This is a genomic window from Kitasatospora sp. NPDC029367 (genome assembly GCF_055569135.1).
Genome location: NZ_JBVHYH010000001.1, coordinates 333,506 through 359,883 on the forward strand (window position 1 = coordinate 333,506; position 26,378 = coordinate 359,883).

25 protein-coding genes are annotated in these 26,378 nt (G+C 75.2%); 17 read left to right on the forward strand and 8 right to left on the reverse strand.

The genetic code is table 11. The features are described from left to right. Window positions 1-3: 3 nt before the first annotated feature. Both ACZ4W5_RS01535 and ACZ4W5_RS01540 read right to left on the reverse strand, forming a co-directional pair. Window positions 4-375 (reverse strand): MerR family transcriptional regulator, encoded by a 372-nt coding sequence (locus tag ACZ4W5_RS01535; RefSeq protein WP_465652008.1) that lies wholly within the window; start codon window positions 373-375, stop codon window positions 4-6. 65 nt (window positions 376-440) lie between these two features. Continuing rightward, on the reverse strand, window positions 441-608 hold the full coding sequence (locus ACZ4W5_RS01540) for a hypothetical protein (protein ID WP_465652010.1): 168 nt from the start codon (window positions 606-608) through the stop codon (window positions 441-443). 99 nt (window positions 609-707) lie between these two features. On the opposite strand from ACZ4W5_RS01540, the gene ACZ4W5_RS01545 reads away from it, so the two are divergent. Next, window positions 708-1,877 carry a sulfite oxidase gene (locus tag ACZ4W5_RS01545; protein ID WP_465652012.1) on the forward strand — a complete coding sequence of 390 codons (1,170 nt, stop codon included), beginning with the start codon at window positions 708-710 and terminating at the stop codon, window positions 1,875-1,877. 67 nt (window positions 1,878-1,944) lie between these two features. Here the strand turns inward: ACZ4W5_RS01545 and ACZ4W5_RS01550 are convergent, their stop codons facing one another. Beyond that, complete coding sequence (locus ACZ4W5_RS01550) at window positions 1,945-2,595, reverse strand: TetR/AcrR family transcriptional regulator (RefSeq protein ID WP_360229600.1); 651 nt, start codon at window positions 2,593-2,595, stop codon at window positions 1,945-1,947. 207 nt (window positions 2,596-2,802) lie between these two features. Continuing rightward, a complete protein-coding gene (locus tag ACZ4W5_RS01555) occupies window positions 2,803-3,714 on the reverse strand; it encodes an acyl-CoA thioesterase (RefSeq protein ID WP_360229598.1) in 912 nt (303 codons plus the stop codon). A 199-nt stretch (window positions 3,715-3,913) separates the two neighbouring features. Between ACZ4W5_RS01555 and ACZ4W5_RS01560 the strand changes: the two genes are divergently transcribed. Continuing rightward, complete coding sequence (locus ACZ4W5_RS01560; protein WP_360229596.1) at window positions 3,914-4,876, forward strand: DUF389 domain-containing protein; 963 nt, start codon at window positions 3,914-3,916, stop codon at window positions 4,874-4,876. A gap of 55 nt (window positions 4,877-4,931) precedes the next feature. Here the strand turns inward: ACZ4W5_RS01560 and ACZ4W5_RS01565 are convergent, their stop codons facing one another. The 3 genes from ACZ4W5_RS01565 to ACZ4W5_RS01575 all read right to left on the reverse strand — a co-directional run bounded on the left by ACZ4W5_RS01565 (window position 4,932) and on the right by ACZ4W5_RS01575 (window position 7,449). After that, window positions 4,932-6,110, reverse strand: coding sequence for an MBL fold metallo-hydrolase (locus ACZ4W5_RS01565; protein WP_402488575.1), 1,179 nt, complete (start codon window positions 6,108-6,110; stop codon window positions 4,932-4,934). A 334-nt stretch (window positions 6,111-6,444) separates the two neighbouring features. Further along, complete coding sequence (locus ACZ4W5_RS01570; protein WP_360229594.1) at window positions 6,445-6,897, reverse strand: MaoC family dehydratase; 453 nt, start codon at window positions 6,895-6,897, stop codon at window positions 6,445-6,447. Window positions 6,898-7,005: 108 nt separating this feature from the next. Beyond that, window positions 7,006-7,449 carry a pyridoxamine 5'-phosphate oxidase family protein gene (locus tag ACZ4W5_RS01575; RefSeq protein ID WP_360229592.1) on the reverse strand — a complete coding sequence of 148 codons (444 nt, stop codon included), beginning with the start codon at window positions 7,447-7,449 and terminating at the stop codon, window positions 7,006-7,008. A gap of 149 nt (window positions 7,450-7,598) precedes the next feature. On the opposite strand from ACZ4W5_RS01575, the gene ACZ4W5_RS01580 reads away from it, so the two are divergent. The 14 genes from ACZ4W5_RS01580 (at window position 7,599) to ACZ4W5_RS01645 (ending at window position 23,462) form a co-directional block, all read left to right on the forward strand. Further along, window positions 7,599-8,474: a hypothetical protein gene (locus ACZ4W5_RS01580; RefSeq protein WP_360229590.1), complete on the forward strand. Its 876-nt coding sequence runs from the start codon at window positions 7,599-7,601 to the stop codon at window positions 8,472-8,474. Between the two features lie 281 nt (window positions 8,475-8,755). Next, window positions 8,756-9,235, forward strand: a complete 480-nt coding sequence (locus tag ACZ4W5_RS01585) for a hypothetical protein (protein ID WP_465652015.1) — start codon at window positions 8,756-8,758, stop codon at window positions 9,233-9,235. Then, window positions 9,229-10,167, forward strand: a complete 939-nt coding sequence (locus ACZ4W5_RS01590) for a hypothetical protein (RefSeq protein ID WP_465652016.1) — start codon at window positions 9,229-9,231, stop codon at window positions 10,165-10,167. The genes ACZ4W5_RS01585 and ACZ4W5_RS01590 overlap by 7 nt, the downstream gene beginning before the upstream one ends. 65 nt (window positions 10,168-10,232) lie before the next feature. Continuing rightward, window positions 10,233-11,087, forward strand: a complete 855-nt coding sequence (locus ACZ4W5_RS01595) for an SAF domain-containing protein (protein WP_465652018.1) — start codon at window positions 10,233-10,235, stop codon at window positions 11,085-11,087. Then, entirely contained in the window at window positions 11,087-12,436 is a 1,350-nt protein-coding gene (locus ACZ4W5_RS01600; RefSeq protein ID WP_465652019.1) for a CpaE-like family protein, read from the forward strand. The genes ACZ4W5_RS01595 and ACZ4W5_RS01600 overlap by 1 nt, the downstream gene beginning before the upstream one ends. Further along, window positions 12,426-14,066, forward strand: coding sequence for a CpaF family protein (locus tag ACZ4W5_RS01605; RefSeq protein ID WP_465652021.1), 1,641 nt, complete (start codon window positions 12,426-12,428; stop codon window positions 14,064-14,066). Before ACZ4W5_RS01600 ends, ACZ4W5_RS01605 begins: the two co-directional genes overlap by 11 nt. After that, the gene (locus ACZ4W5_RS01610; RefSeq protein WP_360229580.1) at window positions 14,066-15,025 is read left to right on the forward strand and encodes a type II secretion system F family protein; all 960 of its coding nucleotides are present in this window, start codon (window positions 14,066-14,068) and stop codon (window positions 15,023-15,025) included. Before ACZ4W5_RS01605 ends, ACZ4W5_RS01610 begins: the two co-directional genes overlap by 1 nt. Next, window positions 15,022-15,900 carry a hypothetical protein gene (locus tag ACZ4W5_RS01615; RefSeq protein ID WP_360229578.1) on the forward strand — a complete coding sequence of 293 codons (879 nt, stop codon included), beginning with the start codon at window positions 15,022-15,024 and terminating at the stop codon, window positions 15,898-15,900. The genes ACZ4W5_RS01610 and ACZ4W5_RS01615 overlap by 4 nt, the downstream gene beginning before the upstream one ends. Before the next feature lie 65 nt (window positions 15,901-15,965). Continuing rightward, window positions 15,966-16,253, forward strand: coding sequence for a hypothetical protein (locus tag ACZ4W5_RS01620; protein WP_465652023.1), 288 nt, complete (start codon window positions 15,966-15,968; stop codon window positions 16,251-16,253). A 47-nt stretch (window positions 16,254-16,300) separates the two neighbouring features. Then, the gene (locus ACZ4W5_RS01625; protein ID WP_465652025.1) at window positions 16,301-16,675 is read left to right on the forward strand and encodes a TadE/TadG family type IV pilus assembly protein; all 375 of its coding nucleotides are present in this window, start codon (window positions 16,301-16,303) and stop codon (window positions 16,673-16,675) included. Between the two features lie 155 nt (window positions 16,676-16,830). Then, window positions 16,831-17,208, forward strand: a complete 378-nt coding sequence (locus ACZ4W5_RS01630; RefSeq protein WP_360229572.1) for a pilus assembly protein — start codon at window positions 16,831-16,833, stop codon at window positions 17,206-17,208. A 149-nt stretch (window positions 17,209-17,357) separates the two neighbouring features. Continuing rightward, on the forward strand, window positions 17,358-17,840 hold the full coding sequence (locus ACZ4W5_RS01635; protein ID WP_465652027.1) for a hypothetical protein: 483 nt from the start codon (window positions 17,358-17,360) through the stop codon (window positions 17,838-17,840). Continuing rightward, window positions 17,840-22,039, forward strand: coding sequence for a LysM peptidoglycan-binding domain-containing protein (locus ACZ4W5_RS01640; RefSeq protein ID WP_465652029.1), 4,200 nt, complete (start codon window positions 17,840-17,842; stop codon window positions 22,037-22,039). The genes ACZ4W5_RS01635 and ACZ4W5_RS01640 overlap by 1 nt, the downstream gene beginning before the upstream one ends. Before the next feature lie 241 nt (window positions 22,040-22,280). Next, window positions 22,281-23,462, forward strand: a complete 1,182-nt coding sequence (locus tag ACZ4W5_RS01645) for a right-handed parallel beta-helix repeat-containing protein (RefSeq protein WP_465652031.1) — start codon at window positions 22,281-22,283, stop codon at window positions 23,460-23,462. Window positions 23,463-23,511: 49 nt separating this feature from the next. On the opposite strand, the gene ACZ4W5_RS01650 is transcribed toward ACZ4W5_RS01645, so the two are convergent. Next, complete coding sequence (locus tag ACZ4W5_RS01650) at window positions 23,512-24,027, reverse strand: HAD domain-containing protein (RefSeq protein WP_360229564.1); 516 nt, start codon at window positions 24,025-24,027, stop codon at window positions 23,512-23,514. A 172-nt stretch (window positions 24,028-24,199) separates the two neighbouring features. Here ACZ4W5_RS01650 and ACZ4W5_RS01655 point away from each other — a divergent pair, with 172 nt between their 5' ends. Continuing rightward, window positions 24,200-26,374: a hypothetical protein gene (locus tag ACZ4W5_RS01655; RefSeq protein ID WP_465652033.1), complete on the forward strand. Its 2,175-nt coding sequence runs from the start codon at window positions 24,200-24,202 to the stop codon at window positions 26,372-26,374. The last annotated feature ends 4 nt before the right edge of the window (window positions 26,375-26,378 follow it).

The following is a 26,378-nucleotide window of genomic DNA, read 5'->3' on the forward strand; positions in this document are numbered from 1 at the left end:
CCGTCAGGCCGCCTGCTCCTCGCTCGGCGCGTGCGCGGTCGCGAGGTAGTGGGAGAGCACCCGGCGGCTGCGGGTGAGGTCGTCGATCCGGGCGTCCAGGTCGGCGAGTTCGCCGCGCAGGGTGGCGAGCAGGTTCGGACAGGCCGTCAGCGCGGGGGCCGGGCCGGTGGCGCAAGGGAGGATCTCGGCGATGATCCGGGTGGGCAGGCCGGCCGCGAGCAGGGTGCGAATCTGCCAGACCCGGACGGTGTCCTCCTCCGCGTACTCGCGGTACCCGGCCGCGGTGCGGGCGGGCCGGAGCAGCCCCTGCTCCTCGTAGTAGCGGAGCAGGCGGGCGGACACCCCGGTGAGGCGGGCGAGTTCTCCGATGCGCATGACCGTCCGAACGTGGACCGGTGCCGGGGTGTTCCCGGCCCCGGCCCACCTCGGCGGGCGCGGTTTCAGCCCTTGACGAACTCCAGGACGGCCTGCCGCAGTTGGGGCAGCGCCTCGACCATCGGCAGGTGCCCGGAAAGGAGTTCGAGGTAGCGGGCGCCGGGGATGCCCTCGGCCGGCGGGCCGCCCTGGGGTGGCCCCGGGGGCACATCCCGGCCCACCGCCCTGGTCACGGAAAGCGCCCGAGCGCCTACGCTGGGAGAGGTGGAGCGCCATCCGGACAGTGCCGTCCGGATGCCGTCGTGCTCCGCCGCCGAGGAGGTGCCAGGCCCGTGCCCGGAAGCGTCGACCCGCCGGAGAGCACCGAGGTGAGCACCGAGGGGAGCATCGAGCTGCCCGGAATCGTCAAGCCGCTGCCCGCCCGGTGGTTCGTCCGGCGCGACACCAACGCCGAGATGCGGTGGGACGCGCTGCGCGACGCCGACGGCGCGGCCGCCGTCGGCCGTCACGTCCCGGTGGAGCGGTTCTTCGTCCGCAACCACACCAGCACCCCGCTGATCGACCCGGCCGCCTGGCGGCTGCGGCTGTTCGGCAGCGGCCTGCATGGCGCGCCGGGGCCGGAGCGGGCGGTCGAGTTCGCCCTGGCCGACCTGCGGGCGATGCCCGCCACCCGGACCGACGCGCTGATCGAGTGCGCCGGCAACGGCCGTAGCTACTTCCACCGCCAGCAGGGCCAGCGCGTCCCCGGCACCCCGTGGACGCTGGGCAGCATCGGCTCGGCGGCCTGGCGGGGCGTCCGGCTCGCCGAGGTGCTGCGGGCCGCCGGGCTGACCGACCGGGCGGTGGACGTGCTGCCCGTCGGCCTGGACCCGGACTACGTCGTCGACGGCACCAATCACGGCCCGGTGCGCCGGCCGCTGCCGATCGCCAAGGCGCTCGACGACGCCCTGCTCGCCTACGAGATGAACGGGGCCCCGCTGACCCCCGACCACGGCGCGCCGGTGCGACTGGTGGTGCCCGGCTGGGTCGGCATCGCCTCGATCAAGTGGGTCGGCAGCATCGAGGTGGCCGACCACCCGCTCCGGTCGCCCTGGAACACCGTCTTCTACCGGATGTTCGGCCCGGGCCACCCGCCCGGCGGCGTCGCGCTCACCACCCAGGTGGTCAAGTCCGCCTTCGAACTGGCCGAGGGCGCGCGGTTGGCGGCCGGGCGCGAGCACCGCCTGTACGGGCGGTCCTGGTCCGGTACGGCCCCGGTGCGGCTGGTCGAGGTGAGCACCGACGGCGGCCGCAGCTGGCGGCCCGCCGAGCTGGACGGGGAGCCGCCCGCCGGGGACTGGGCGCGCTGGAGCATCGGCTGGCGTCCCGAGCGGCCCGGCCGGTACGAGCTGCGCGCCCGCGCGACGGACCGCGGCGGCGCCACCCAGCCCGAGCGGGCGGCCCTCAACCGCGAGGGCTACCTGTTCGGGGCGGTGGTGGCGCACCCGGTGACGGTGGTCTGAGCGGCCGCCGGGCCGCCCGGGCTGGGGACGCTCCGACTTGGGGCGCCCGGCCACGGGGCGTCCCGGATCAGCCGGTGGACTGGACCTCGTACGGGGCCGGGTAGTGGGTCTCGTACGGGGTCAGCACCAGCCGCACCACGTCCTCCAGCCGCCGTCTGGCGTCCCCGAGGGTGGTACGGCCGGTCACCCAGGCCGTCAGTTCCCCCTGCCAGGCGTGCGCCACGATGTGCCGCACCAGTTCACTGGCCGCCGCCGGCACCTCGGCCGTCACCGCCTGGAGCGCGGTGCTGTCGGCCCGGGCCATCCCTTGCAGGGTCTCGCTGGCGAAGGGGTCGGTGGAGGCGGCGACGGCGACCCGCAGCCGGGCCAGCTCGGGCTGGCGCTGGTAGGCCCGCATCCCGCCCCGGACGAACCGGACCGCCCGGTCGGTGGCCCCCAGCCCGGCGCGCGGTCCGCGCAGCTCGGCCACCAGGTCCGCCAGCAGCAGCCGGTGCCACTCGGCGATCGCCGCTGCCAGCAGGTGGTCCTTGGAGGAGAAGTAGCGGTACGCCGTCCCCAGGGCGACTCCGGACCGCTCGCAGACCTGCTTCATCTGCAGCCGCTCGACGCCGATCTCGTTCACCAGGGCGAGCGCGGCCGCGATCAGGCTTTGGCGGCGTTCGAGCTGACGCGGAGACATCGCCTCCACCGGCCGTGGTGACAGGTCAACCTTGGTCACCCGCACCATGATACGGGGCGGGGCCGCTCAGGAGTATGACGCCGACCGGCCCCCTTCCGTTCGCCCGCCGTCCACCGTGGTCCGCCCGCCGTCCACGACGGTCCGCCCGGGCGGCGCGTGGGGGCGCCCGGCGGTCTCCGGGTGGCCCACGGGTGGCCTACGGGCGGCTCCCGCGCGGGTCCCGGCGGCCTCCGGTGCCCGCCCGGTTCACGGCATCCGGCGGATCAGCGCCTCCTGGGTGGCGGAGGCCACCAGTCGGCCGTCCCGGTCGTAGAACTCGCCGAGCGACAGGCCGCGGCCGTCCGAGGCGGAGGGGCTGCGCTGGGCGAAGAGCAGCCACTCGTCGGCCCGGAAGGGGCGGTGGAACCACATCGCGTGGTCCAGCGAGGTCATCAGCAGCCGGGGCGGCTCGGTGCGCTGGAAGAAGTTCGCCTGCTCGTGCAGCCCGGCGGTGGAGGCCAGGGTGAGGTCGGACAGGTAGGTGAGCGCGCAGGTGTGCAGCAGCGGGTCGGTGTCCGGCAGCCGGGTGGCGATCCGCAGCCAGACGAACTGCTGGGGCATGCCGGGGACGGCCGGCGGCAGGCCCGGGGCGTCCGGCGGCACGAAGCGCAGCTCGAGGTCGCGGAAGCCGTCGGAGGCCTTGATCGCGGTGCGCAGCTCCTCGTCCCAGTGCGAGAAGGCGTCCGGCAGGGTCTCCGGGGCGGGCAGCGGGGGCACCTCGCGCTGGCGGTCGCCGGCCGCCGCCTCGGGGAGCTTGAAGGAGGCGGTGAGGTTGAAGATCTCCTTGCGGTCCTGCACCGCCCGGACCCGGCGGGTGGTGTAGGTGAAGCCTTCGCGCAGCCGGTCGACCTGGTACTCGATCGGCCGGGTCGGGTCGCCGGGCAGCAGGAAGTAGCCGTGCAGGGAGTGGACCGCGCGCTCCGGGGCGCAGGTGCGTCCGGCGGCGGCGAGGGCCTGCGCGGCGACGTGGCCGCCGAAGGCGCGCATCGGGGCGCCGGCGTGGCAGTGGCCCCGGAACGTGTTCTCGTTCAGCTGCTCGATTTCCAGCAGGGCGGCGAACGGGGTGGCCGGGGCGGGCGCCCACTCGGTCGGTCTCTGCTGTTCTGTCAGGTCGGTCACCGGCCCATAGTGGCAGAAGCCAACCGTGCGGTGGTGTGACCTGGGTAACGCGGACCTCGGATAGAACGTGTTTCATTGTGATGCCGGGTCGGGTGGTGTGGTGGCGGGGAGGGGCGGGTCGGGCCGCAGGCGGGAGTTTGAAGACGGGCCCTATGGTGGGCGGGATTTTCCGTTCCGTCCGCTACGTACCGGAGAGCCCGTGCTGCACCTTCGCCTGATCGTCCCGCCCGACCTGCGCGCGCCGGTGCTCGACTGCCTGGACGACTCGGTCGGGGTCACCCACGTGGTGGTCCTGCCGGACGCGGCCGTCCGGCCCGCCGGGGACGTGGTGCTCTGCGACGTGGCCCGGGAGGCACTGGACGAGGTGCTGGGCGCACTGCGCGGGACGGGCCTGGTCGAGCGCGGGGCGATCGACGTCTCGGCGCTCGACCTGGCCCTCTCGGCGGCGGCCGACGAGGCCGAGCGGCTGGCCCCGGGGGAGGGGGCCGACGCGCTGGTGTGGGAGTCGGTCTCCGAGATCACCCACGAGGAGTCCGCCCTCACCTGGGTGTTCCTGGCCTTCCTCGCCGTGGCCACCATGCTGGCGGCCTGCGGCTCGGTGCTGGACAGCGCCATCCTGGTCGTCGGCGCGATGGCGGTCGGCCCGGAGTTCGGGCCGCTGGCCGGGCTCTGCGTGGCGATCGTCCAGCGCCGGACGCGCCCGGCCCTGCGCTCGCTGAACGCCCTGGTCACGGGCTTCCTGGTGGCGATGGCGCTGACCGTCTGCTTCGGGCTGCTGATGGACGCTCTGGGGCTCTTCTCGGAGGAGAAGTTCGACGCCGTGCGTCCGAACACCTCGTTCATCTGGCAGCCCGACGCGACCTCCTTCGTGGTCGCCTTCCTGGCGGGCGTCGCCGGGCTGCTCTCGCTGACCTCGGCGAAGGCCGGCACCCTGGTGGGCGTCGCGATCTCGGTCACCACCGTGCCCGCGGCGGCGAACGCGGCGGTCGCGCTCGGCTACGGCAAGGTCGATCAATTCTGGGGTTCCAGCGTGCAGTTGCTGCTGAACCTGCTGGGGATCGTGCTGGCCGGGGTGCTCACCCTGGTGGTGCAGGAGGCGGGCTGGGCGGTGATCCGACGCCGCCGGAGGGCCGTCGGCGAACGGGCTTCGGCGAACGGCTGACGGCGAACAGATGACAGATTTCAGCTTTCAGATTTCAGATTTCAGCGAACAGATTTCAGATAACAGAGTTTGAAATCTGTTCGCTGAAACCCGTCACCTGTTCCCGTGCCTCCGTCCGCTCCGCGACCAGCGGCTCGATGCCGCGCGGGGTGGCCGCGACGGCGCGCCACCACAGCCGTAGGGCCGGGGGGTCGGCGGGCTCGAAGGGCTTGCCGGGGCGGGGGACCGCCAGGTGGGCGCCGAGTGCCTGGGCGGCGGTGACCACGCGCTCGGCGGGCTCCTCCCAGGGGTGGATCGCGAGGTTGAAGGTGCACCAGTGGATCGGCAGCATCAGCTCGCCGCCGAGGTCCAGGTGCGCCCGGACGCCCTCCTCCGGGGTCATGTGCACCTCGGGCCAGAACTCGCTGTACGCCCCGACCTGCATCATCGTCGCGTCGAAGGGGCCGAGCCGGCGGCCGATCTCCGCGAAGCCGGGGAAGTAGCCGGTGTCCCCGCTGTGGAAGATCCGGTGCCCGCCGCCCGCGACCACCCAGGACGCCCAGAGGAACAGCGAGCTGGTGCGCGGACCCCGGCTGCAGTAGTGCCGGGCGGGCGTGGCGGTCAGGGTCAGCCCGGCGACCTCGGCCGACTCCCACCAGTCCAGCTCGACGATCCGTCCGGCCGGCACGCCCCAGTGCTCCAGGTGCGCCCCGACCCCGAGCGGAACGGCGAACACCGCGCCGCTGCCGATCAGGGCCTTCACGGTGCGCATGTCGAGGTGGTCGTAGTGGTCGTGCGAGATCACGACCACGTCCACCGGCCCGAGTTCGGACAGCGGCAGCGGCACCGGGTGCAGCCGCTTGGGGCCGGTCCAGCCGAACGGGGAGCAGCGCTCGCCCCAGACCGGGTCGATCAGGACGCGCCGCCCGCCGATCTCGGCGAGCACGGTGGCGTGCCCCAGCCAGGTGAGCCGCAGCCCGGAGGCGGGCGGGTCAGCGAGGTCGACCGGGAGCAGCCGGTGCACCGGTACGGCGGCGGACGGCGCCCGGCGGGTCTTGTCCCCGCTCAGCTGGGCGAGGGTGATCTCCAGCGGGCTGCGTTCGTAGACCAGGCGGCGGGTGGGCACCGGGTTGCGGAAGGCGCCGTCGGAGAACTGCGGCGAGCGGCGGATCCGGGCCAGCCGTTCGCCCCGGGGGTCGGCCCCGAAGGTGTCGGTGCGGACCCGGTGCCAGGCGGCGCGGGGCAGTCCGGCCAGGCCGGGGAGTGCGCGGTCCGGGGCGCCTCGGCCGAGCGCGGCGCGGTCGGCGTCCGGTGCGCTGGGCGGCGGCGCGAACTGTGACGTCAGACCGGCGAGACGGGAGAACCACGGGGCGGGGCGGGGCACGGCTCCTCCTGGGACGGTCACGGCTACCGGGCAGGCCGGGCGCGTACCCCGGGGGCCGTGGGGCCACTGGGGTACGACAACCATCTCGTCGGACGTTACTCGCCGTGGGCCGTTCGGACCCGGTGAGGAGCCCGGCACGGTCCAATCGGCGTACCCGGCGCCCGCCGCCGGGCCCGCGCCCCGAGCCCGGCGCTCGCGCCCGCCGCTACGCGTAGAAGCGGGTGATCGCCTCCGCGACGCAGTGCGGCTTGCTGCTCTGCTCGCTGGTGATGGTGAAGCGCACCACCGCCTGGACCCCGCCCGGCACCTCGGTGGCCGAGAGCAGCTCGGCGGTGGCCCGGATCGCGGTGCCGACCGGCACCGGGGCCGGGAAGCGCACCTTGTCCGAGCCGTAGTTCAGCGCCATCCGCACGCCCTCGACGCTGTAGCACTCCTTGGCCAGCACCGGGATCATCGACTGGGTCAGGTAGCCGTGCGCGATGGTCGAGCCGAACTGGCTCTCCTTCGCCCGCTCCGGGTCGACGTGGATCCACTGGTGGTCGCCGGTCGCCTCGGCGAACAGGTCGATCCTCCGCTGGTCGATGGTGTGCCACTCGCTGGTGCCCAGCTCGGTGCCGACGGCGGCGGTCAGCTCGGCGAGGGAGGCGAAGGTCGTCACGGTGCGCTCCTGGAGGGGACGGCCCCGGGGAGGGGTCACGGGGACAGGACGCCGGAAGCGTATGCCTACCGGCCGGTACCTGTCAGGAGCGGGGCGCGAAAGCCGAGCTCAGGGCCGCAGCAGCGGTCGGCCGAGCGAGCCCTGCCCGGTCGGGAACAGCCGCCGGCCGCTCACCAGTTCCGGCACCAGGGCGATGAACAGCGGCTCAGGGTCCCCCACCCACGGCCGCAGCCCCGAGCGCAGCACCCGGCGCACCTGCTCGGGCTCGCTGACCACGTCGGCCCGCCCGTGCACCAGCACGCTCCACCCGGTGCGGGTCACCGGGTCCAGCAGGTCCGCCTGGAAGGCCACCACCGTGCCGTCCAGCCCGCGCGCGGTGGCACTTCCCCGGCGCACGGCGAGCACCAGCCGCCCGTCCAGGACCTCGAAGGAGACCGGCAGGACGGCCGGCAGTGCGTGCTCGGTGTACACCACGCGCCCGACGGGCACGGTGCTGAGCAGCCGCAGGCACTCGGCCTCGCTCAGGGTCTCCACTCGGTCCTCGCGCTCCATGCGTCCGATCGTCCTCGGTCGGTGCGGGCGTCGATAGGGCCCATGGTCCCTGAGCGGACGGGCCGGGAGCCCCGTCGGCGCCCGCCCGGAGCGGTAGCCTGCCCGGCGTCGGGATCGGTGGAGGGGCGGGCGCAGGAGGGGGCGGACGGATGGCCGGCGGAGTCGATCTGGTGGTGATCGGGGCGGACGGCGGGCCCGAGCGGGCCTACGGCGGGTCGGCGCACGCCCCGGCGGGCGCCCGGCTGCTGGCCGAGGTGCTGCCCGGGATGTGCTTCGACACCGGCGCCGCGGGCTGCCGGGTGACGGCCGTGGCGCCGGACGCGGACGCCAACGCGATGCTCACGGCCGTCCGGGACGCGGCCCGCCGCCCCGGCCGCTGGCTGGTGGTCTGCCTGGTCGGCCAGTTGGTGGCCGACCCGCGCGGGCGCCGGCTCGCCCTGGTCACCGGCGGCAGCACCCCCGACAACGCCTACCGGCGCGGCCTGGCCTGGGACTGGGTGGTCAGCGCGATGGTGCACGGGGACCAGGAGGAGGCGCTGCTGCTGGTCGACGCGGTGGCCGACCGGGACACCTGGACGGCGCTGGAACGGGCCGGCGAGGACGGCGCGGGCGAACTGCTCAGCTACTCCCGGGTCCCGCTCTGGGGCCGGATCGGCCGCTACGCCCCGGGCAGACGCGGCCGGGACGCCGTACTGCCGGGTGGGGAGGGCTCGTTCAGTCGGGCGCTCACCACCGTCCTGCGGCAGGGCGTCCCGGGTGCCCCGGCGGCGGTCGCCCCGCTGGACCTCCAGCCCGCCGTGGCCGGGCTGCTGGACGGGGGCGGTCCGTCCGGCGGTCCGTCCGGCGGTTCGCCCGGCGGTTCGGGTACGCCGGGCGCGCGCCTGCTCGTTCCGCCGCACGGCGGGCGCCTGTTGATGCGCAATCGGGCCGCCGTTCGGGGCGCATTGGCCGGATTGTCGCTTTCCGAAGAACTGTTGGCCGTTCTGTGGCGGGAAAGTGCCCCGACGGAACCGCCTTCCGCGTAAGGTCAGGGGGCCTGAGGTGTTGCCGTGATGGGGTGGGTTGGCGAAGAATCGATCCCCAGCGGAAACATCGGCGGGTCTTCGGAATTCTCCTGGCGACCGTTGATCACGGATCGGCTCGGTCGCGACGAGGTGGGGCGATGCGGCAGCGCGGAAATGTGTTGCGCCCTGGGGCGATTGGGACTGGCGGGGCGGTTCTGGTGTTGCTGCTCGGCGCTTGTGCGAGTGGTGGCGGCGGTGGTTCCGTCGATCGTCTCGGGTCGCCCGTGCCCACGGTTGCCGGAGTGAACCCGTTAACTCCTTCGGGTGGTACGGCAAACGGCTCGATCGCGCCGACCGACGGACCGGAGGGGGCCCGGGGGCGGCTGGCCCTGAGGACGTATCAGGACTGGTGGCAGGCGCAGGCCACGGCCTTCGGGCGTACGGATTCGGACGGTTCCGCGCTGGAGGCGTACTCGTCCGGGCGGGCGCTGTCCGACGCCCTGGTCGGACTCCGTCAACTCCACGACGCCAAACTGGTGATGACCGGAATGCCGCGGAATTCGGCGGTGGTGAAGGCCGTCGACCTGAATGCCGATCCGCAGACCGCCGTGATCGAGGACTGCCTCGACCTCTCGGACTGGCACCGCGTCGATGCCGTCACCCGAACCGCGAAGGATCCGGCCGACCGGCTCAACCGCTATGTCGCGACCGCTTCCCTGCGATGGTTCCAAGCGCACTGGCTGATCTACGACTTCAAGCGAGAGGTGGACCGGACATGCTGAACTCGCGGAAACCGGGTCGACGGTTCGCGGTCGTCGCATCGTTGTCCGCCGGGCTGTTGTTGTCCTCGGCGGTAACGGCGACTGCGGACGAACCACCGGGCGCCGGGGCGGAGACCTGTTCCCCGAGCGTGATCTGCTCGCACGCCGGGACCGGCGGGAGCACCGGCTCGACGACGGGCCCCGCGCCGGGCGGGGGCGACACCGGGAGCGGCGGGCCGCAACTGTGCAGCTACCACGGCACCCAGTGGGCCTGCTACGACCCGGAGCGCGGCTACTTCAACAGCGACGTCGGGTGCTACTTCCGGCCGCTGGACCAGCAGCCGCCGGAGGGCGACAAGGCGTGGGAGGGGCACAAGCCGTCCGAGGGCGCCGTCTACTCCAAGGTGTGCCCGCAGACGGACGGCGGGCAGGACGGCCTGCAGACCCAGTTCGTGAGCAACGCGGCGGGCGCGACCCCGGTGATCGACCTGACCGTCCAGGCGAAGCTGCTCGCCGACCGGATGGTCTTCCCGAGCCCGAAGGCGAGCCTGGCGCCCAAGGACACCGCGGTGGTCAAGCTGCCGGTCTGGCTCTGGGCCGAGGGCATGGTGGCGCCCAGGCCGAGTTCGCTCACCGTGCCCGGTGCCTCGGTCACCGTCACCGCGCAACTGGACGGCATGACCTGGGACTTCGGCCAGGGGATGACGGTGGACTGCGCCACGGCCGGGACGCCGTACGACCCGAAGTACGGGGACGCGAAGTCCCCCGACTGCGGCTACGAGTTCGCGGTCGGCTCGGGCACCCGCAAGGGCGGAGTGTTCACCGGCACGGTCACCGCGCACTGGCGGGCCCATGTGGTGATCACCGGGCCGAACGCGAAGACCTTCGACATCGACATGCCGCGCGGAGCGGACCTCGCGCTCAAGGTCGCCGAGGTGCAGGTCCTCAACTGACCGTGCCGCAAGGGCCGTTCGGCCACTGACGATCCGGAAAGCGAACGAGGGAAGGGCGGAACCCGGTGGAGAACCGTACATTCGCGACGCCGGGGTCCGGCACGCCGGCGGGCGCCGCGGTGTCCGTGGCGGTACCGGAGCAGCAGGACCAGGGCCGGGGTCGGGCCACGCCGCACACGCCCGGGCGCACCCTGCGGGCCCGGCGCCGGCGCCCCGCGGTGCTCGCCATGGCGGTCGCGCTGATCGCGGCCGGCGGGCTCGGCGGGGCCGTCCTCTACAACAGCACCGGCCAGCGGGTCGCGGTGCTGGCGCTCGCCCGGGACGTGCCCTGGGGGCAGGTCATCACCGACGACGACCTGGTGGTGGCCCGGATCGCGGGCGACCCGGCGCTGCGGCCGGTGTCCGCCCAGGACCGGGCCAGGGCGGTCGGCCTGCGGGCCGCCACCGACCTCAAGCGCGGTGCCATGCTGACCGGTTCGGACCTCGCGCAGGGCCTGACCGTGCAGCCGGGGCAGATCGTGGTCGGGGTGTCGGCCAAGCGCACCCAGCTGCCCGCCAGCCGGCTCCAGCCCGGGGTGCAGATCGTCGTGGTCAACACCCCCGACAACGGCCAGCCCGACTCGCTGGCCGCGACGGTCATCACCGTCGGCCGGGTGGACACCGACGGCAGCCAGGTGATCGACGTGGCGGTCGGCACGGCGGACGGGCCGCGGCTGGCGCAGTGGGTGGCCGGCGGACGGATCCAGGTGCTGCTGGCCCCGCGCGCCGCGACGGGCGGCAGCGCCCCGGCCTCGCCCTCGGCCGCCCCTTCGGGCGCGGCCCCCACAGGCGCGGCCCCCTCCGGTGCGACGCCCTCCGGCGGGGCCGCCCCCGCGGGCACCGGCGGGCCCTCGACCCCGGCCGGGGCGGGTGGCGCCTGATGGCGGTGATCGCGGTGGTCGGCGGCCCGGGCGCGCCTGGGGCGACCACCACCGCCCTGGCACTGCTGCTCGCCTGGCCGCTCCAGCCCGGCCGCCGGATCCTGCTGGTCGAGGCCGACCCGGACGGCGGCGCGGTGCTGGCCGGCGCCCTGGAGGGCCGGGTCGAGGCGGTGTACGGGCTGCGCAACCTGGCCGTCGCCGACCGGCGCGGACTGCTCGCCCAGACCATCTGGGAACAGCTCATCGACCTCTCGCCCGAGGGCGACGCCGAGCGGCTGCTGCTGCCCGGCCTCACCGACCCGGCCCAGGCCTCCGGCCTCGCCTACACCTGGGAGCCGCTCGCCGAACTGCTGCACGGCATCGAGCACCAGGGCTACGACGTCATCGTCGACCTCGGCCGCTCCGGCGCCACCGGGGCCGGCGCGGTGCTGGCCCGCCGCGCCGACGTGGTGGCGGTGACGGTCCGTAGCACGCTGCGCGGGCTGAGCGCGGCCCGGCCGCGGCTCGCCGCGCTCGGCGAGGACCTCGCCACCGCCGGGACCGGGGCGGACGCCCTCGGGCTGCTGCTGGTCTGCGAGGGGCCGTACTCGGGCTCCGAGGTCTCCCGCGAGTTCGGCCTGCCGGTGCTCGGCGAACTGCCGCACGCCCCCCGCACCGCCCGGGTGCTCTCGGACGGCGGGGACACCACCGACCGGCGGTTCATCCGCTCGGAGCTGATGCGGACGGCGCGGTCGGCGGCGGACGAGGTGCAGCTGCTGGTCCGCCGACGGCGGCAGCGGCTCGCGCCCAGCGCGGGCCCGGCGGCCGCGCCGCTGCCTCAGGGCCCGCTGCCACCGACGCCCGCGGCGCCCACGCCTGTGCCGCCCACGCCCGCGGCACCCGCCCCGGTAGCGCCCGCGCCCGCGGGGCCCGCGTCGAGCCCGTACGGGCCGGCCGGGTACGGGCAGCAGGCGTACTCGGACCGGACGTACCAGGGTCAGGCCCAGCCCGGCTACCCGCCGTTTCCGCAGCCCGCCCACCCCCAGCCCGTCCGTCCGGAGCCCGCCCACCCGCTACCCGGGTACGGTCGGCCCGGGTACGGCCAGGCGGCCCCCGGGACCGCCCCCGGCGAGGCGGAACCGCCCTCCTACGCCCCGCCGGTGATCACCACCGGCCCGGTCGCGCCGCTCGCCGGTCTGGCGCCGCAGCCGGCCGCCCCGGCGCCGTTCCCGGCGCACGTCCAGGGGGCGGCCGCCGGGCCGGCCGACGAGGACGACGGCCCCTACCAGCTCCAGCAACCGACGGTGACCGACCGTCGGACCGGCGACCGCCACCCCTACGACCCCGGGGAGGTGCTCCGTGCGCGGTAGCCCCCTGCACCAGCACCCGACGGCCGACCCGGCCGCCCTGCCCTGGGCCGCGCCGGTCCCGGCCGGCGCACCGCAGCAGCAACAACAACAGCCTTACCAGCCAGGCCCGGTCGCGCCGCATACGCAGTCGCAGTCGCAGTCGCAGTCGCATCCGCAGCCGCCGGCGCCCCAGCCGGTGGCCGCCGGGCCGACCGCCGTGCCCGCCCAGCTGCCCTCGCTGGACGTGCGCGGCAGTGCCACCCGGCCGGCCGTCGACCCGCAGGTCGCGCGCGAGCTCAAGCGCCAGGTCGCGGCCGAACTGCACCAGCAGATCTCCCGGTTGACCGCCACCTCCGGTGCCGAGCCGGACCGGGCCACCCGCCGTCAGCGCGGCCGTGCGCTGATCGAGGAGGCGGTCGCCCGCTGGTCCGACGCGTACGCCCAGACCCACGGCATCCCGCCCACCCGGGAGCAGGACCGCGCCCTCGCCGAGGCCGTCTTCGACCTGCTGTTCCGGGCCGGTCGGCTGCAGCCCTACCTGGACGACCCGGAGATCGAGAACATCCTGGTCAACGGGTGCGACGACGTCTGGGTCTCCAAGGTGCACCAACCCCTGCGCCAGGTACCGCCGGTGGCCGACAGCGACGCCGAACTCGTCGAACTGCTCCAGGACCTGGCCCGGCAGCACGGCGGCGGCGAGCGCAGCCTGTCCACCGCCAGCCCCACCCTCGCCCTGCGGCTGGAGGGCGGCATGCGCCTCCAGGCGCTGACCGAGGTGACGCCCCGCCCGTACGTGGCGATCCGCCGCCACCGGGTGGCCTCCGCGACGCTCCCCGAGATGGTCGAACTCGGCACCCTGGACGGGACCTTGGCGGCCTTCCTGGCCGCCGCGATCCGGGCCCGGAAGAACGTGATGATCACCGGCACCCAGGGCGTCGGCAAGACCAGCCTGCTGCGCGCGATGGCCGCCGAGATCCCACCGGACGAGCGGATCGGCACCCTGGAGTCGGAGTTCGAGCTCTGGCTGCACACCCTCGGCCACCTGCGCCAGGTCGTCCCGATGGAGGCCCGGGAGGGCAACGGGGAGCGCGTCGAGGGCCGCCTGGCCGGGGAGTTGTCGATCGGCGACCTCATCCCGGCCGCGCTGCGGATGACCCTCTCCCGGATCATCGTCGGCGAGGTCCGCTCCGGCGAGGTCGTCCCGATGCTGCGGGTGATGACCAACGGCGAGGGCGGCTCGATGTGCACCCTGCACGCCCGCGGCCCGCACATGGTGGTCGACCGGATCGCCGAACTCTGCCTCGAGTACGGCTCGCACATGACCGACGCGCTCGCCTACCGGCTCACCGCCAACGCCCTGGACCTCATCGTGCACGTCTCCATGGTCGACGAGACCGCCGTCGGCGGCCGTCGGCACCGCTTCGTCTCCCACGTCCTGGAGGTCACCGGCCTCGGCGAGAGCGGCCGGCCCGCGCTGAACACCGTCTTCGGCCCCCGGCCGGACCTCGGCGAGCCGCGCGCCGTCCCGCACACCCCGCCGCAGTGCCTGGACGACCTGCGCCGGGCCGGCTTCGACGCCTCGCTGCTCGGCTCCCGGTACGGGAGTTGGGCCGCCCCGCTCCAGCTGCGGATCGGCGGTGGCCCGCGGTGATGCTGCTCTTCGCCCTGTGCGGGCTGGCGCTCGCGGGCGGTCTGGTCGCCCTGGTGGTCTGGGTGCGCGGCAGCGAGCCCGTCGACGAGGACGAGCCGGCCGGCCGGGACAACCCGCTGGCCGGCCGCGCCCACGTGTTCTGGTACGGCGCCCCCGGCAGCGCCTCGCTGCGGATGGTGCGGCTGCGCCGGATCCAGCTGCCGCTGGCACTCGTCGGCGCCCCGCTGGCCTGGCTGTTCACCCGCATCCCGCTGACCGCGCTGCTGGTGCCGCTGGCGGTCTTCGGCCTGCCCTGGCTGTTCGACACCACCCGCCCGGACACCCGCCGGATCGAGCGGCTGGAGGCGCTCTCCGAGTGGACCCAGCGGATCGCCGACGTGCTGCTGCTCGGGGTCGGCCTCAACCAGGCCATCGTCACCAGCCGCCGCACCGCCCCCGCCGCCCTGGAGGAGGAGATCGGCGAGCTGGCCGCCCGGCTGCAGGCCCGTTGGCGGCCCGAGGAGGCGCTGCACGCCTTCGCCGACAGCCTGGCCGACGCCACCGCCGACAAGGTGCTCGCCGCGTTGGTGCTGCGGGCCGGGGACAGTGGCCCGGGCCTGGCCCGGACGCTCTCCGACATGGCCGAGTCGGTGCGCGAGGAGGTCCGCCAGCGCCGCGCCATCGAGGCGGACCGGGCCAAGCACCGCACCACCATCCGCTGGCTGGTCGGCATCATCGTGCTGGTCGTCACGGTCGGCTCCTTCAACAGCGAGTACACCCGCCCGTACGGGACCTTCCTCGGCCAGATCGTGCTGGCCGTGGTGGCCGCCCTGTTCGTCGCGATCATCGCCTGGATGCGGGCCCTGGCCGCGCACCCGCCGGTGCCCCGGCTGCTCGCCCCCGACCGGCGCGGCAAGAGCGGGCGCCGGCTGCGCGGTTCCGGGCCGGAGCCGGTCGAGCGGCTCGGGGAGGTCCGGTGATCTCCCCCTGGTCCGTGCTGGCCGGCGCCGTCGCGGCCGGCGGCCTCGCCCTGCTGGTCGCCGAACTGCGGCCCGCGCCACCGGACCTGCGCCAGGCGCTGGACCGGCTGCACCGCACCCCGGCCGACCGCGAACCGGACCCGGACGAGCGGCCGCGCTGGTACGACCGGATCGGCGAGCGCTCGGTCACCCTGCGCGGGGTGACGATCCCGCGCCGCGAACTCGCCCTGATCGGCCGCACCCCGGCCCGCTTCATGGTGCACAAGCTGCTGTTCGCCGCGCTCGGCCTGCTGCTGCCCGCCTACCTGGGCGCGATGGCCGTGCTGATGGACGTCGGCCTGCCGTTCGCGCTGCCGCTGGTCGCCGGGCCGCTGCTGGCCGGGCTGCTGTGGTTCGTCCCGGACGCCGTGGTGCGCGGCGAGGCCAAGGAGGCCCGCACCGAGTACCTGCACGGCATCGCCGCCTACCTGGAGCTCGTCGCGATGGAGCGGGCCGCCGACTGCGGCCCCGCCGAGGCGCTGCGCCGGGCGGCCGCGGTCGGGCAGGGCGTGGTGTTCCGGCGGATCCGCGACGCGCTGGAGCGCGCGGCCACCGACCGGCTCCCGCCCTGGGCCGGACTGGACGCGCTGGCTGAGGAGTTGGGCCTCAGTCCGCTCCAGGACGTGGCCGACATCATGCGGCTGTCCGGCACCGACGGCGCCGCCGTCTACGACACCCTGCGGGCCCGGGCCAAGGGCCTGCGCGGCGAACTGCTCGCCGAGGACCTGGCCCGGGCCAACGCCGACAGCGAGCGGATGGTCGCGCCGGGCGCCGCCTTGACCCTGCTGATGACCGTCCTGATCGTCTTCCCCGCACTCCACCAGATGCTCAACTGACCTTCCCGGCCGAGCAGCTGACACCACACACCACACACCACACCCCAGATCCCCGGGAGACCCCGATGACCGTACGACTCGTCCAGCTGGCAGGCCGGGTGCTGCGGCCCGTCCTGCTGCCCGTGCAGTTCGCCCTGCTGCTGTTCACGCTGCGGCTGGGCCGGCTGCGGGCCGCCCGGGCACGCGGCGACCGCGGCGCCATCAGCATCGAACTCGCGCTCGCCATCATCGCGTTGGTGTTCGTCGCCGGGGCCGTCGCGACCGCGCTGTACCTGTTGAAGGACAAGGTGGTCACCAAGGTCGAGCAGGACCCGAACCTGCCCGGCGGCGGCGCGGGGGGCGCCACCAAGTGATCCGGGCCCGTCGTCGTCCGCTCCGCCGCCGGGGCGACCGGGGATCGATGAGCATCAGTCTGGCCATCGTCTTCCCGGTCGTCCTGCTGCTCCTGCTGCTGGTCGTCCAGGCCGCGTTGATCTGGTACGACCGGCAGGTCGCGCTCACCGCCGCCCGGGAGGGCGTGGACGCCGGCCGGGTGCAGGGCAACGCGACGGAGCAGGCAGCGAACGAGGCCGCCGCGCGCCAGGCCCGGGACTTCCTGGACCGGCAGGGCGTGCACACGTACCAGGTGGGGACGGGCGACAGCACGGCCGAAACGATCAAGGTCACCGTGGAGCTGACGCCGCCGCTGCTGATCCCCGGGCTCACCGGGCCCAGCGTCCGGCAGTTCGCCGAGGCGCCGCGCGAGCGCTTCGTCCCCCCGGTGGTGAAGCCGTGAGGCGGGCACCGGCCGGTGCCGACCGGTCGGGGCGAACGGGGCGGCTGGGGCGTTCGGGACGGCTGGGGCGGTCGGGATGGCCGGGGCGGCCGGGGTGGCGCGGGCGGTTCCGGCGGCCGGACCGGGGCGGGGTCGCGATCGAGGCGGCGATCGTCGTGCCCGGAGTGGTCGGACTGGTGCTGCTCGCGATCGCCGCCGGGCGGGTGCAGACCGCGGCCGGCACGGTCGAGGCCGCGGCCCGAGCCGGAGCCCGGACCGGCTCGCTCCAGCGCAGTGCCGTCGCCGTGGACGGGCCCGCCAAGGAATCCGCGCTCGCGACGCTGCGCCAGCAGGGCGTGTCCTGCCGCAACTCGGACGTCCAGGTCTCCGAGGCGCCGATGGACCTGCCGGGCGGCCGGGTGGTGGCCGTGACGGTGACCGTGACCTGTGACGTCGAACTCGCGGACCTGCTCGGCGGACCGTCCGGGCTGCCCGTGACGAAGCACCTCGTCGGGGAGTTCACCTCGGTGATGGACCGCTACCGCGGCACATGACGACAGCAGGGGGCGGCGCACCGGCCGCAAGGGGCGCGGCCGGGGGATTGGGGACGGCCCGCGCGGGGGAGACGCAAGCGGAGAGCGCTCGGGGGATGACGCAACGGCACCGAGGGGCGCCCGGTGGGGAGCCGGTGGGGAGACATCGTGTGGATCGGGGGGAGGGGGTGCGGGTGCTGAGCGGGCTGCGGGGCCGCCGGCGGCGCACGGTCGGGCGACGGTCCGACCGGGGCGCGGTCGCCCTCTTCGTGGCGATCTGCGCCGCGTACCTGGTGCTCGTCATCGCGCTGGTGATCGACGCGGGCGGCCGCCTGCGGGTCGCCGAACGCACCGATGCCTACGCCCAGGAGGCCGCGCGGGTCGGTGGCCAGCAGCTCGACCAGGCGGACGTGCTGCAGGGGAAGGGCTTCAAGGTCCGCCAGGACTACGTCCGGCAGGCGGCCGGGATCTACCTCGACCGGTACGGCCTGAAGGTGGACGAGGTCGTCTTCTCCGACGACGGCAAGGTCGTCACCGTCACCGTGCGGGCCGACTACCGGCCGGTCCTGCTGGGCGCCCTCGGGGAACGGAAGGTAACGGGCAAGGGCAGTGCGACCCTCGTCCACGGAGTCGAGAAAGCGGAGACCGACTGATGGTCGCGCCACGTGCCAAGGACCAGGCCCGTACCGCCCAGGCCCGTACGGTTGGGGCCGGCGCCGGTCCGGGCGGAACCGGGAAGAGCGGAACCGGGAAGAACGACGCCGGGAAGAACGGCGCTCGGAAGAACGGCGCCGGGAACAGCGGAACCGGGCGGGACGGAACAGGGACGGGCGGCAGGCCGACGGTGAGGGGGCACGCCCGCCCCGGGCGCCGCCGACCCGGCCGTGGCGGCGCGGTGCTCGCCGCGCTCGCCGCCCTGGTGACCCTGCTCGCCCTGCTGTTCGGCGTGCCCGCCCTGCTGCTGTACGGCACCCAGGCCGTCGCCTCGATGGGCGAGGTCGCCTCCGGCGGGGTGGGCGAGGCGCTCACCAGTCCGGACGACGGGCGGCTGTTCCTCTGGCTGCTGGTGGTGGTCGGCTGGCTGGCCTGGGCGTGCTTCGCGCTCTCCGTCCTGCTGGAGGTCCCCGCCCAGCTGCGCGGCCGGATCGCCCGCCGGATCCCGGCCTTCGGCTGGAGCCAGCGGATGGCGGCCGGGCTGGTCGGCTCGGTGCTGGCGCTGCTGCCGGTGGCCGGTTCGGCCTTCGCCGCGGTGCCCGAGCTCACCCAGGGCCCGTCCGCCCAGGCGCAGTTGACCCCGGGCGTGCAGCGGGCCGCGCTGCCCGCCGCCCAACCCGCGCCGGCACCCGTCCAGGCGGCGGACCAGCAGCCCACCTACACTGTGCGGGACAGCCGTCCGGCCGACAGCCTGTGGTCCATCGCGGAGCGCCAACTGGGCTCCGGGGAACGCTGGGTGGAGATCGCCAAGCTCAACGACGGCCGGGTGATGGGGGATTCGGGCATCCGCTTCGACGCGGAGCGCCCGATCCAGCCCGGCTGGGAGCTGCTGATGCCGACGGACGCCAAGCCGGACGAGGCGAAGGCCCCGGCGTCCGGGCAGGCCGCCGGGCAGGCATCGGGGCAGGCCCAGGCGCCTTCGTCCGGTGACACCTCGGCCTCGGCGACCCCCGCCACGGCGCAGGTGCCGCAGGCCGGGACCGAGCCGGGGGCGGGCGGGCCGAAGACGGTGACCGTCCGGTCCGGGGACAGCCTGTCGGCCATCGCCCAGCGGGAACTGGGGGACGCCGAGGCCTGGCCGAAGCTGTTCGAGGCCAACAAGGGCGTCCAGGCGCCGGACGGCGAGCGGCTGACCGACCCGGACGTGCTGGAGCCGGGGATGGTGCTCACCGTGCCTGGAGCGGCCGCGCCGGCGGCCGGGCAGACGCCCGCGCCCGAGGGTTCCGGGGCCGGAACCGGAACCGAGGCCGGAACCGGGGCCGGGGCTGGAACCGAGGCCGGGGCCGGGCAGACGCCCGCTCCCGCTGCCACGCCCCAGCCCGCCCCGGCCACCCAGGCCCCGGCCCCCGCCCAGGGCGCGCCGGCCGCCCAGGCCCCGGCGCCGACCCACGCCCCCGACCGCACGCCCGCACCCGCCCCCGCCGCGCACGCCTCCCCGGCACCCAGCGACGACTACGGCGTCGCCCTCGCCGCCTCCACCGTGGGCGTGCTGCTCGCCGCCGTCATGGTCGGCACCGTCGCCTACAAGCGCGGCACCCAGCAGCGCGGCCGCCGCCCCGGCCACCGCATCGCGATGCCCGAGGCCGAGGCCGCCGCCTTCGAGAACGAACTGATGGTCCGTCAGGACCAGGCCGGCCTGGAACTGCTCGACCGCGCCCTGCGGACCCTGGCCCGCAACACCACCCGTGGCGGCAAGCGGCTGCCCGCGATCGTGGCGGCCCGGATCACCCCCGACCACACCATCGAACTGCACCTGTCCGGCCCGGCCACCCCGATCGCGCCGTTCCGCGCCGCGCACGCCGCCAACGTCTGGTGGTGCAGCGAGGAGTCCTCCGACCTGCTGAGCCCCGCCCAGGCCCGTAAGACCCACGCGCCCTACCCCGCGCTGGTCACCCTCGGCACCTCGCCCGACGGCTCGGTGGTCCTCGCCGACCTGGAGGCCGTCCGGCTGCTCCACCTGTCCGGACACCCCGACGACGCCCGGGCCGTGCTGCGCACCCTCGCCATCGAGCTCGCCCACAGCCCGCTGGCCGACCGGCTCCACCTGCACCTGGTGGACCTCGCCGAGGAGGTGCCGATCACCGGACCGGCCGCCGAGCGGGTCCACCGCCACCCCACCCTGGAGGCGGCGCTCGCCGCGCTCGGCCCGCGCACCGCCAAGGCCCGCGCCACCCTGGTCGCGGCCGAGGCCGCCAGCCCGCGCGAGGCCCGCAGCCGGGGCCAGGCGGACGAGTCCTGGGTGCCCGAGATCGTGCTCTGCGCCCAGCAGCCCGGCGGGGACACCCCGGCCGAGCTCGGTCGCCTGCTGGACGCCCGCCCGCGCACCTGCGTCGCCGTCATCACCCGCGCCCCCGAGCGCGGCACCGGGCCGGTCGCCCGCTGGACCCTGCCGACCACCGGCCAGGCCGCCATTCCCGGCCTGCACCTGACCGTGGAACTCCAGCGGCTGGACGACCACCAGTACGACCAGGTAGCCGAGTTGCTCCGGGTCGCCGACGACAGCACCCAGTACCCGGCGCCCGCCTGGACCCTGGACGGTCCCGGCCTCGACCCGGACGAGGACACCGACACCACCGAACTCCCGCTCGCCGTACCGGTGCTGGCCGCCGTCGGCGCTGCGGGGGCGGCGGCCGAGGGGGACGCGGGGGCGGCGGCCGGGCCCCGGCTGCTGGCCCGGGGCATCGGGACCGGGGCCAGCCCGTTCGCCGGGACGGACCCGGTCGCGCCCGCTCCTGCACCCGGGCCCGCCGCTGTTCCCGCTCCCACGCCGCCCGGCCCGGCGCGCTTCGCCGTCAACGGGCAGGGGCGGCAGGCGGCCACCGGGACGGAGCAGCCCGCCGACGAGGCCACCCGCGACCTGCGGCTGCCGGGCGCGCCGGGTGTGCCGGGCGCGCCGGGGGAGTCCGCGGAACCGGTTGAAGCGGTTGAGGCAGGCGACCCCGCCGGGGCTGCCGAGCCGACCGGTGCGGATGGTCCGGCCGAGGCCTCGGTGACGGTGCTCCCCGTCCAGCCGGTCCGGCCCGTGGCCCCGCAGGCGCCGGCCGTGCCCGCTGCGCCCGCGTCGCCCGCCGAGCCGGCGCCGACGCACCAGAGCGCGCCCGCGCCCACCGGCGGCGACCCGCGCGTCCCCGCCCGGCCGGACCCCGGCGTCGGCCCCGTCCCCGTCCCCGTCTCCGTTCCTGGGCCCGTCCCGAGTTCCGAGAACGGTCCTGACGACGGTTCCGAGGGCGGACCCGAGGGCGGCTCAGCCGCTACGGCGCCGGCGACGGTCGAGCCCGGCCCGGCCGCCGTCGCGCCCGTCGCCCGGACCACGTCCGGCCGCAGCGACAGCGACGACCTGCTCGCCATCCTGCGCTCCCCGGAGGCGCACACCCCGCGCAACGCCCCCCGGATCCGGCTGCTCGGCCCGGTCGACGTGGCGGGCACCCCCGGTGCCGTCGAACCCGGGGTGCTGCCCCGGCTCACCGAACTCGCCGTCTACCTCGCGCTGCGGCCGGGCGCCGACCACCACGCGCTCGACCACGACCTGCACCCGGGCGCCGCCCACCTCGACCCGCACCCCACCGCGGCCGACGCCAGGAGCCCGCTGCCGGCCAAACTCGCCGACCTGGCGGCCTGGTTCGGCAGCACGCCGGACGGCCGTGCCTACCTGCCCACCGACACCACCGAGGGCTACGCCTTCGCCCCCGCCGTCACCTGCGACTGGGACGAGTTCCGCAGCCTCTACCGGCGCGGCATGCGCAGCACCAGTGCCACCGCCGACGCCGCCCTCGCCCACGCCCTGGCGCTGGTCCGCGGTGCCCCGTTCGCCGAGGCGCCGCCGGCCTCCTACGGCTGGGCCGAGGCCGAGCGCCAGGACATGATCGCCGCGATCGTGGACACCGCCCACGAACTCGCCGCCCGCCGCCTCCAGTACGGCGACCACCGCAGCGCCGAGGCCGCCGTCTTCCGCGGCCTAGCCGTCGCCCCGGACGTCGAACTCCTGCACCGTGACCTCTTCTACGCCTACGCGTCGGCCGGTGCGCGGGACCAGCTCCTGCGCGCCGTCAACCGCCTCGACGCGCTCAGCCGCCGCACCGGCCGGGACCTGGACGCCGACACGGTCGCCCTGCTGCGGGACCTGCTCGCCGGGTCCTGAACCACCGGGGACGTCGCAGGGTTCGCGATTCGTGACGTTCGGTGGTTGTCAGTCGTCGGGCTCCTGCGGTCTTCCGCGCCTGGACGCCCACGACTGCGACCACCACACCGAGCCCGGCTGCGCGGGCCCGCCGTAGGCCCCGCAGTTCTCGGGTGGTGCGAATGGCCGTCCTCCACGCGCACGCCCCGTTGCTCAGTGTGATGATCCGCTTACGAATTGTCGATTCTCCTGGGAGATGGACGTGAAGAGGCGTTTCACCGCTACGGCCTTCCTGCTCGCCCTGCTGGCGAGCATCTCGGCGACGGGCACGGCCCGGGCAGTCCCTGTCACGCCACCCGTGGCCTCGGACTGCTCGCAGGACGTCACCGACGCGTTCAACACCTGGCTGGCCACGGTGCCCGACGGGGCGACCATCCGCCTGGCGCGCAACGGCTGTTACCTGTCCAACGGCTCGATCACCTTCACCCAGCGGAGGAACATCACCATCGAGGGCAACGGCGCGACCGTCAAGGCCACTGTCGACGCGCCGGTGAGTACCAACCGCGCGCGGCTCTGGTTCGACCGCGGTGGCGGCTTCGTCGTCCGTGATCTGACCCTTCAGGGCACGAACTTCTCCGAGCACTGCGCGGTGGTCGCCCAACCCTCCTGTTACGACTCGGCCCGGGAGCACGACGCCGGGGTCAAGATCGGGGGTGCCGACGGCGTTCTGCTCGAACGGCTGCACATCGAGAACACCTGGGGCGACGCCGTGGAGCTCTTCTCCGGCGGAACGTGGGACGGGCAGGGCAACGGGGCCGTGGCGCCGCGCGATGTCACCGTGCGCGACTCCACCGTGCACACGACCGGTCGGCACGCGTTCTCGTGCGACAACTGCCACAACTACGTGATCGAGCACAACGACGTGAGCAACGTCGGCTACTGGATGACCGACGTGGAGATCGAGGGCGCGGTGTGGACCGGGGACGTGACGCTCGTCCGGAACACCTACCGCGATGTCTACCTCGGGCTGCTGGCTGCGGCGAGCGACTACGGCGTGAAGCCCGGTCCGTTCATCCTCCGGGACAACGTCCAGACCAGTGACCCCGTCACCTGTTACCCCCCGGTCTACATCGCTCCGCCGACCAATGAGTACGGTCCGGCGCGGGTCACCGGGAACTCCCTGAGGTCGTTCGGCACCACGATCGCGCTCGGCAACGTCTCCCGGGCCGATGTCTCCGGCAACACCACCACCATCCAAGCCGGCGGGTGCGGTGTCGCCGCCGGGGTCGAACTGGTCGACGTGCCGAGCGGCGAGGTCGTCCACAACACGTTCATCGGCGCGGATGCCGTCGTGCAGAACTACTCGTCTACGGTCACCGTGTGCGGCAACCGTACGACGGCGACGGGCCCGTACGACAAGCCGGTGCCCTGCGGCAAGGTGTAGACGGGTCCGCTACGGCCGGTCGGCGCCGGGCCGTGGCGGTGGAGTGCGGTCAGATGGCGCGCAGCCAGGCGTCGACGGTGGCGAAGTCGGCCTCGGTGAGTCCGACTTGGGGGTTCACGCGGTGCAGCAGGGCGGCGGCGGGGGAGTTGGCCTCGACCCAGCGCCGATCGGCCGGGGTGATCTCGTCGTCCACCCAGACGAACCGGCGTCCGGCCGCCCAGGCGACCAAGGTGCGTGTCTTCCAGTGCAGTTGGGCGCCCGGGTCGCTCTCGTCGCCCGGTCGGTCGGTTTCCGGCCAGTCCACGTACGGCAGCCGGGGCAGGCCCAGTCGGGGTGCGAGGCAGGCGTCGGCGTCCGCCAACCAGGTGGTGGCCCAGACCAGTTGGCAGGGCAGGGCGAGCAGTCGGGGCCCGAGCCCCGGGTCGACCCGGGCCACCAGCGGGTTGCCGGACGGGCCCGCGCCCGGGCCCGGGTAGGCGGGGTAGCCACCGGGCGGCGGGGCGCCGAAGGGGATCAGGGGCCCGTCGACGTCGAGGAACAGCAGGGGGAGCCCCGGATCGGTCATGACGGCACGATAGCGGCCGGTCCCGGCGGTGTGGCGCGCCGATCGGCCACCCGGCCTGGCTCGGGCGTGCCGGGATCTCGTAGGGTGGCGCGCACGGGACGTGGTGGCAGGCACCACGAAGGCAAGGGCATCAGACGCCGCGGACGCGGCGGGGCGGGGCGGTGACCAGAAGATGGCGGAGACGACTGCTGTTTCCGGAGGTCCCGAGCCGACCGCGGACTCGGGCCCCTGGGACGCCGTACCGCCGCAGCCCGCAGGGCGGCCCGAGGAGCACCCGCCCGGGCCCGCCGCACTGTACGAGCCGCCGCCCGCGCCCCCGGCGCCGCCCGCGGCCTTCGCCGCCACGGTGCCGCCCGCTCCGCCGACGGTCGGCCCGCCGGTGCCGCCGGTCGCGCCCACCGGATGGACCCTCACCGGCCTGCCCGCCGCGGGCGCCCAGGCCCACGCCCACGCCCAGGCGGCGACGCCGTCCACCGCCGGTGTTCCGGCGGTCTCCACGGCTCCGGCGGGCCCCGGCGGGCTCGGTGCGGCCCCGCGCGGCCGGATCCTGGTGATCGAGGGCGGTTACGGCAACTCCGGCCGCCGCACCTGGGGCCGGGGCGGCCCCGCCCAGGCGCCGGTGCTGTCCGCGATGCTCGCGGCCGTGTCGCCGCAGGTACTGCTCGCCGCGGACGGGGTGGACGCCGTCCACCTCCCCGGCGCCAGCGACCCGCACACCGTGCTCGCGCACCTGCGCGCCGCCTCCCGTCACCCGGGCCCGCTGCTGGTCCACCTGGGCGGGCACGTGGTGGCCGACAAGCGCGGCGGGCAGCTCCAGCTCACCCTGCGCGACGCCAGGCAGGACGGCCTGCCCTGGCAGGCGATCGCCGCCGAACTGAGCCACCGTCCGGCCGAATGGCAGACCCTGGTGATCGCCGACCTGAGCGCCGACCAGAACGCCTGGCCCTACCTCCAGGGCACCGTCTCGCCGCTCAGCGAGGGCATCCCGCTGTGGGCGGTCGTCAGCCCGGACCCGGAGCAGATCGGCACCTTCACCCGCGCCCTGATAGAGGCGCTGCACGGCGGCCGCCCGGGCGCGGGCGAGGTGCTCGCCCCCGAGCAGCTGCGCCAGCAGGTGTACTCGGTGCTGCGGCCGGACGTGGTCATCCTCGCCACCCACACCCCGGACCGTCCGGTCTTCCGCAACACCGCCCGCCGGGGCGAGGCCCCGGTGGCGGACGTCGTGCTGCCGGTTCCGGAGGTGCTGCCCGTCGCGGACGCGGTGCCGACCGAGCTGCCGACGCCCGCTGCGGTGCCGCCGCCTCGGCAGGCGGAGCCGCAGGACGCCGTGGCCGAGCGGACACCGGTGGCGCCCGCCCCGCTGCCGGTCACGCCCGTCGGCGGGCCGGTGAGCCTGGTCAAGCCCGGAGTGCCGCCGACCCCGCCCCGTCCGGTCCGCCCGGTCAGCCTGCGCAAGGAGGGCGAGCAGTCGGCCGAGACGGCTTCGGGGGTGAGCCTGCACAAGCCCGCTGCTCCGGCGGAGGAGGCCCCTGCGGTGGGCGTCACGCTGCGCAAGGCTCTGCCGGAGGCCGTGGAGGCCGTGGAGGCGGTAGAGGCGGCAGAGGTCGTCGAGGCAGCCGGAACCGCCGCTGATGACACGGGGGTTGCCGAGCCCACCGAGCCGGCTGAGCTGGTCGAGTCGATTGAGTCGGTTGAGCCGGTCGAGGAGCCCCGGGACGCCGTCCCGGACGAGACCGGTCCGACGGACGAGGTCCCGCAGGACGCTGTCCCGGCCGACGCCGTCCCGGCCGAAGCCGTCCTGACCGACGTCGTCCCGACGGACGCGGAACCGGTTGCCGAGGGACCGACCGACCAGCCGCCCGCCCCGGCCGAGGAGCCGGCCACCAACGTGCCGCGCGAGGACTACCGCGAGGTGATCGGACGGATCGTCCGCAGCGCCGACGCGGGGGACCACGCCGCCGCCACCGATCTCGCCTTCGCCCTCGAACTGGAGGCGATCGCCGAGCACGGGGCCGTCTCCGAGCCGGTCCTCCAGGTGCGCCAGGTGCGCGCCCACGTGTGCCGGCTCGCGGGCCGGACCGCGGAGGCGGCCGCCATCTACCGTGAGGTCGCCCTGACGCTGCTCCGCTCGCAGGGCGCCGACCACCAGGAGACCCAGCGGGCGGCCACCAACGCCGAGGCCTGCTGGCGCTCGATCACCGACCGGGCGGAGGCGATCCGGATCGCCCCGGAGATCATCGAGCTGCGCGCCTTCCTCCCGGGCCCGGACAACCGCAAGCTCCGCGCCGCCGAGCGCTATCTGGCCCAACTCGCCGCCGCCGCACCGGCAGTGGCCGACCAGGCCTGACGGC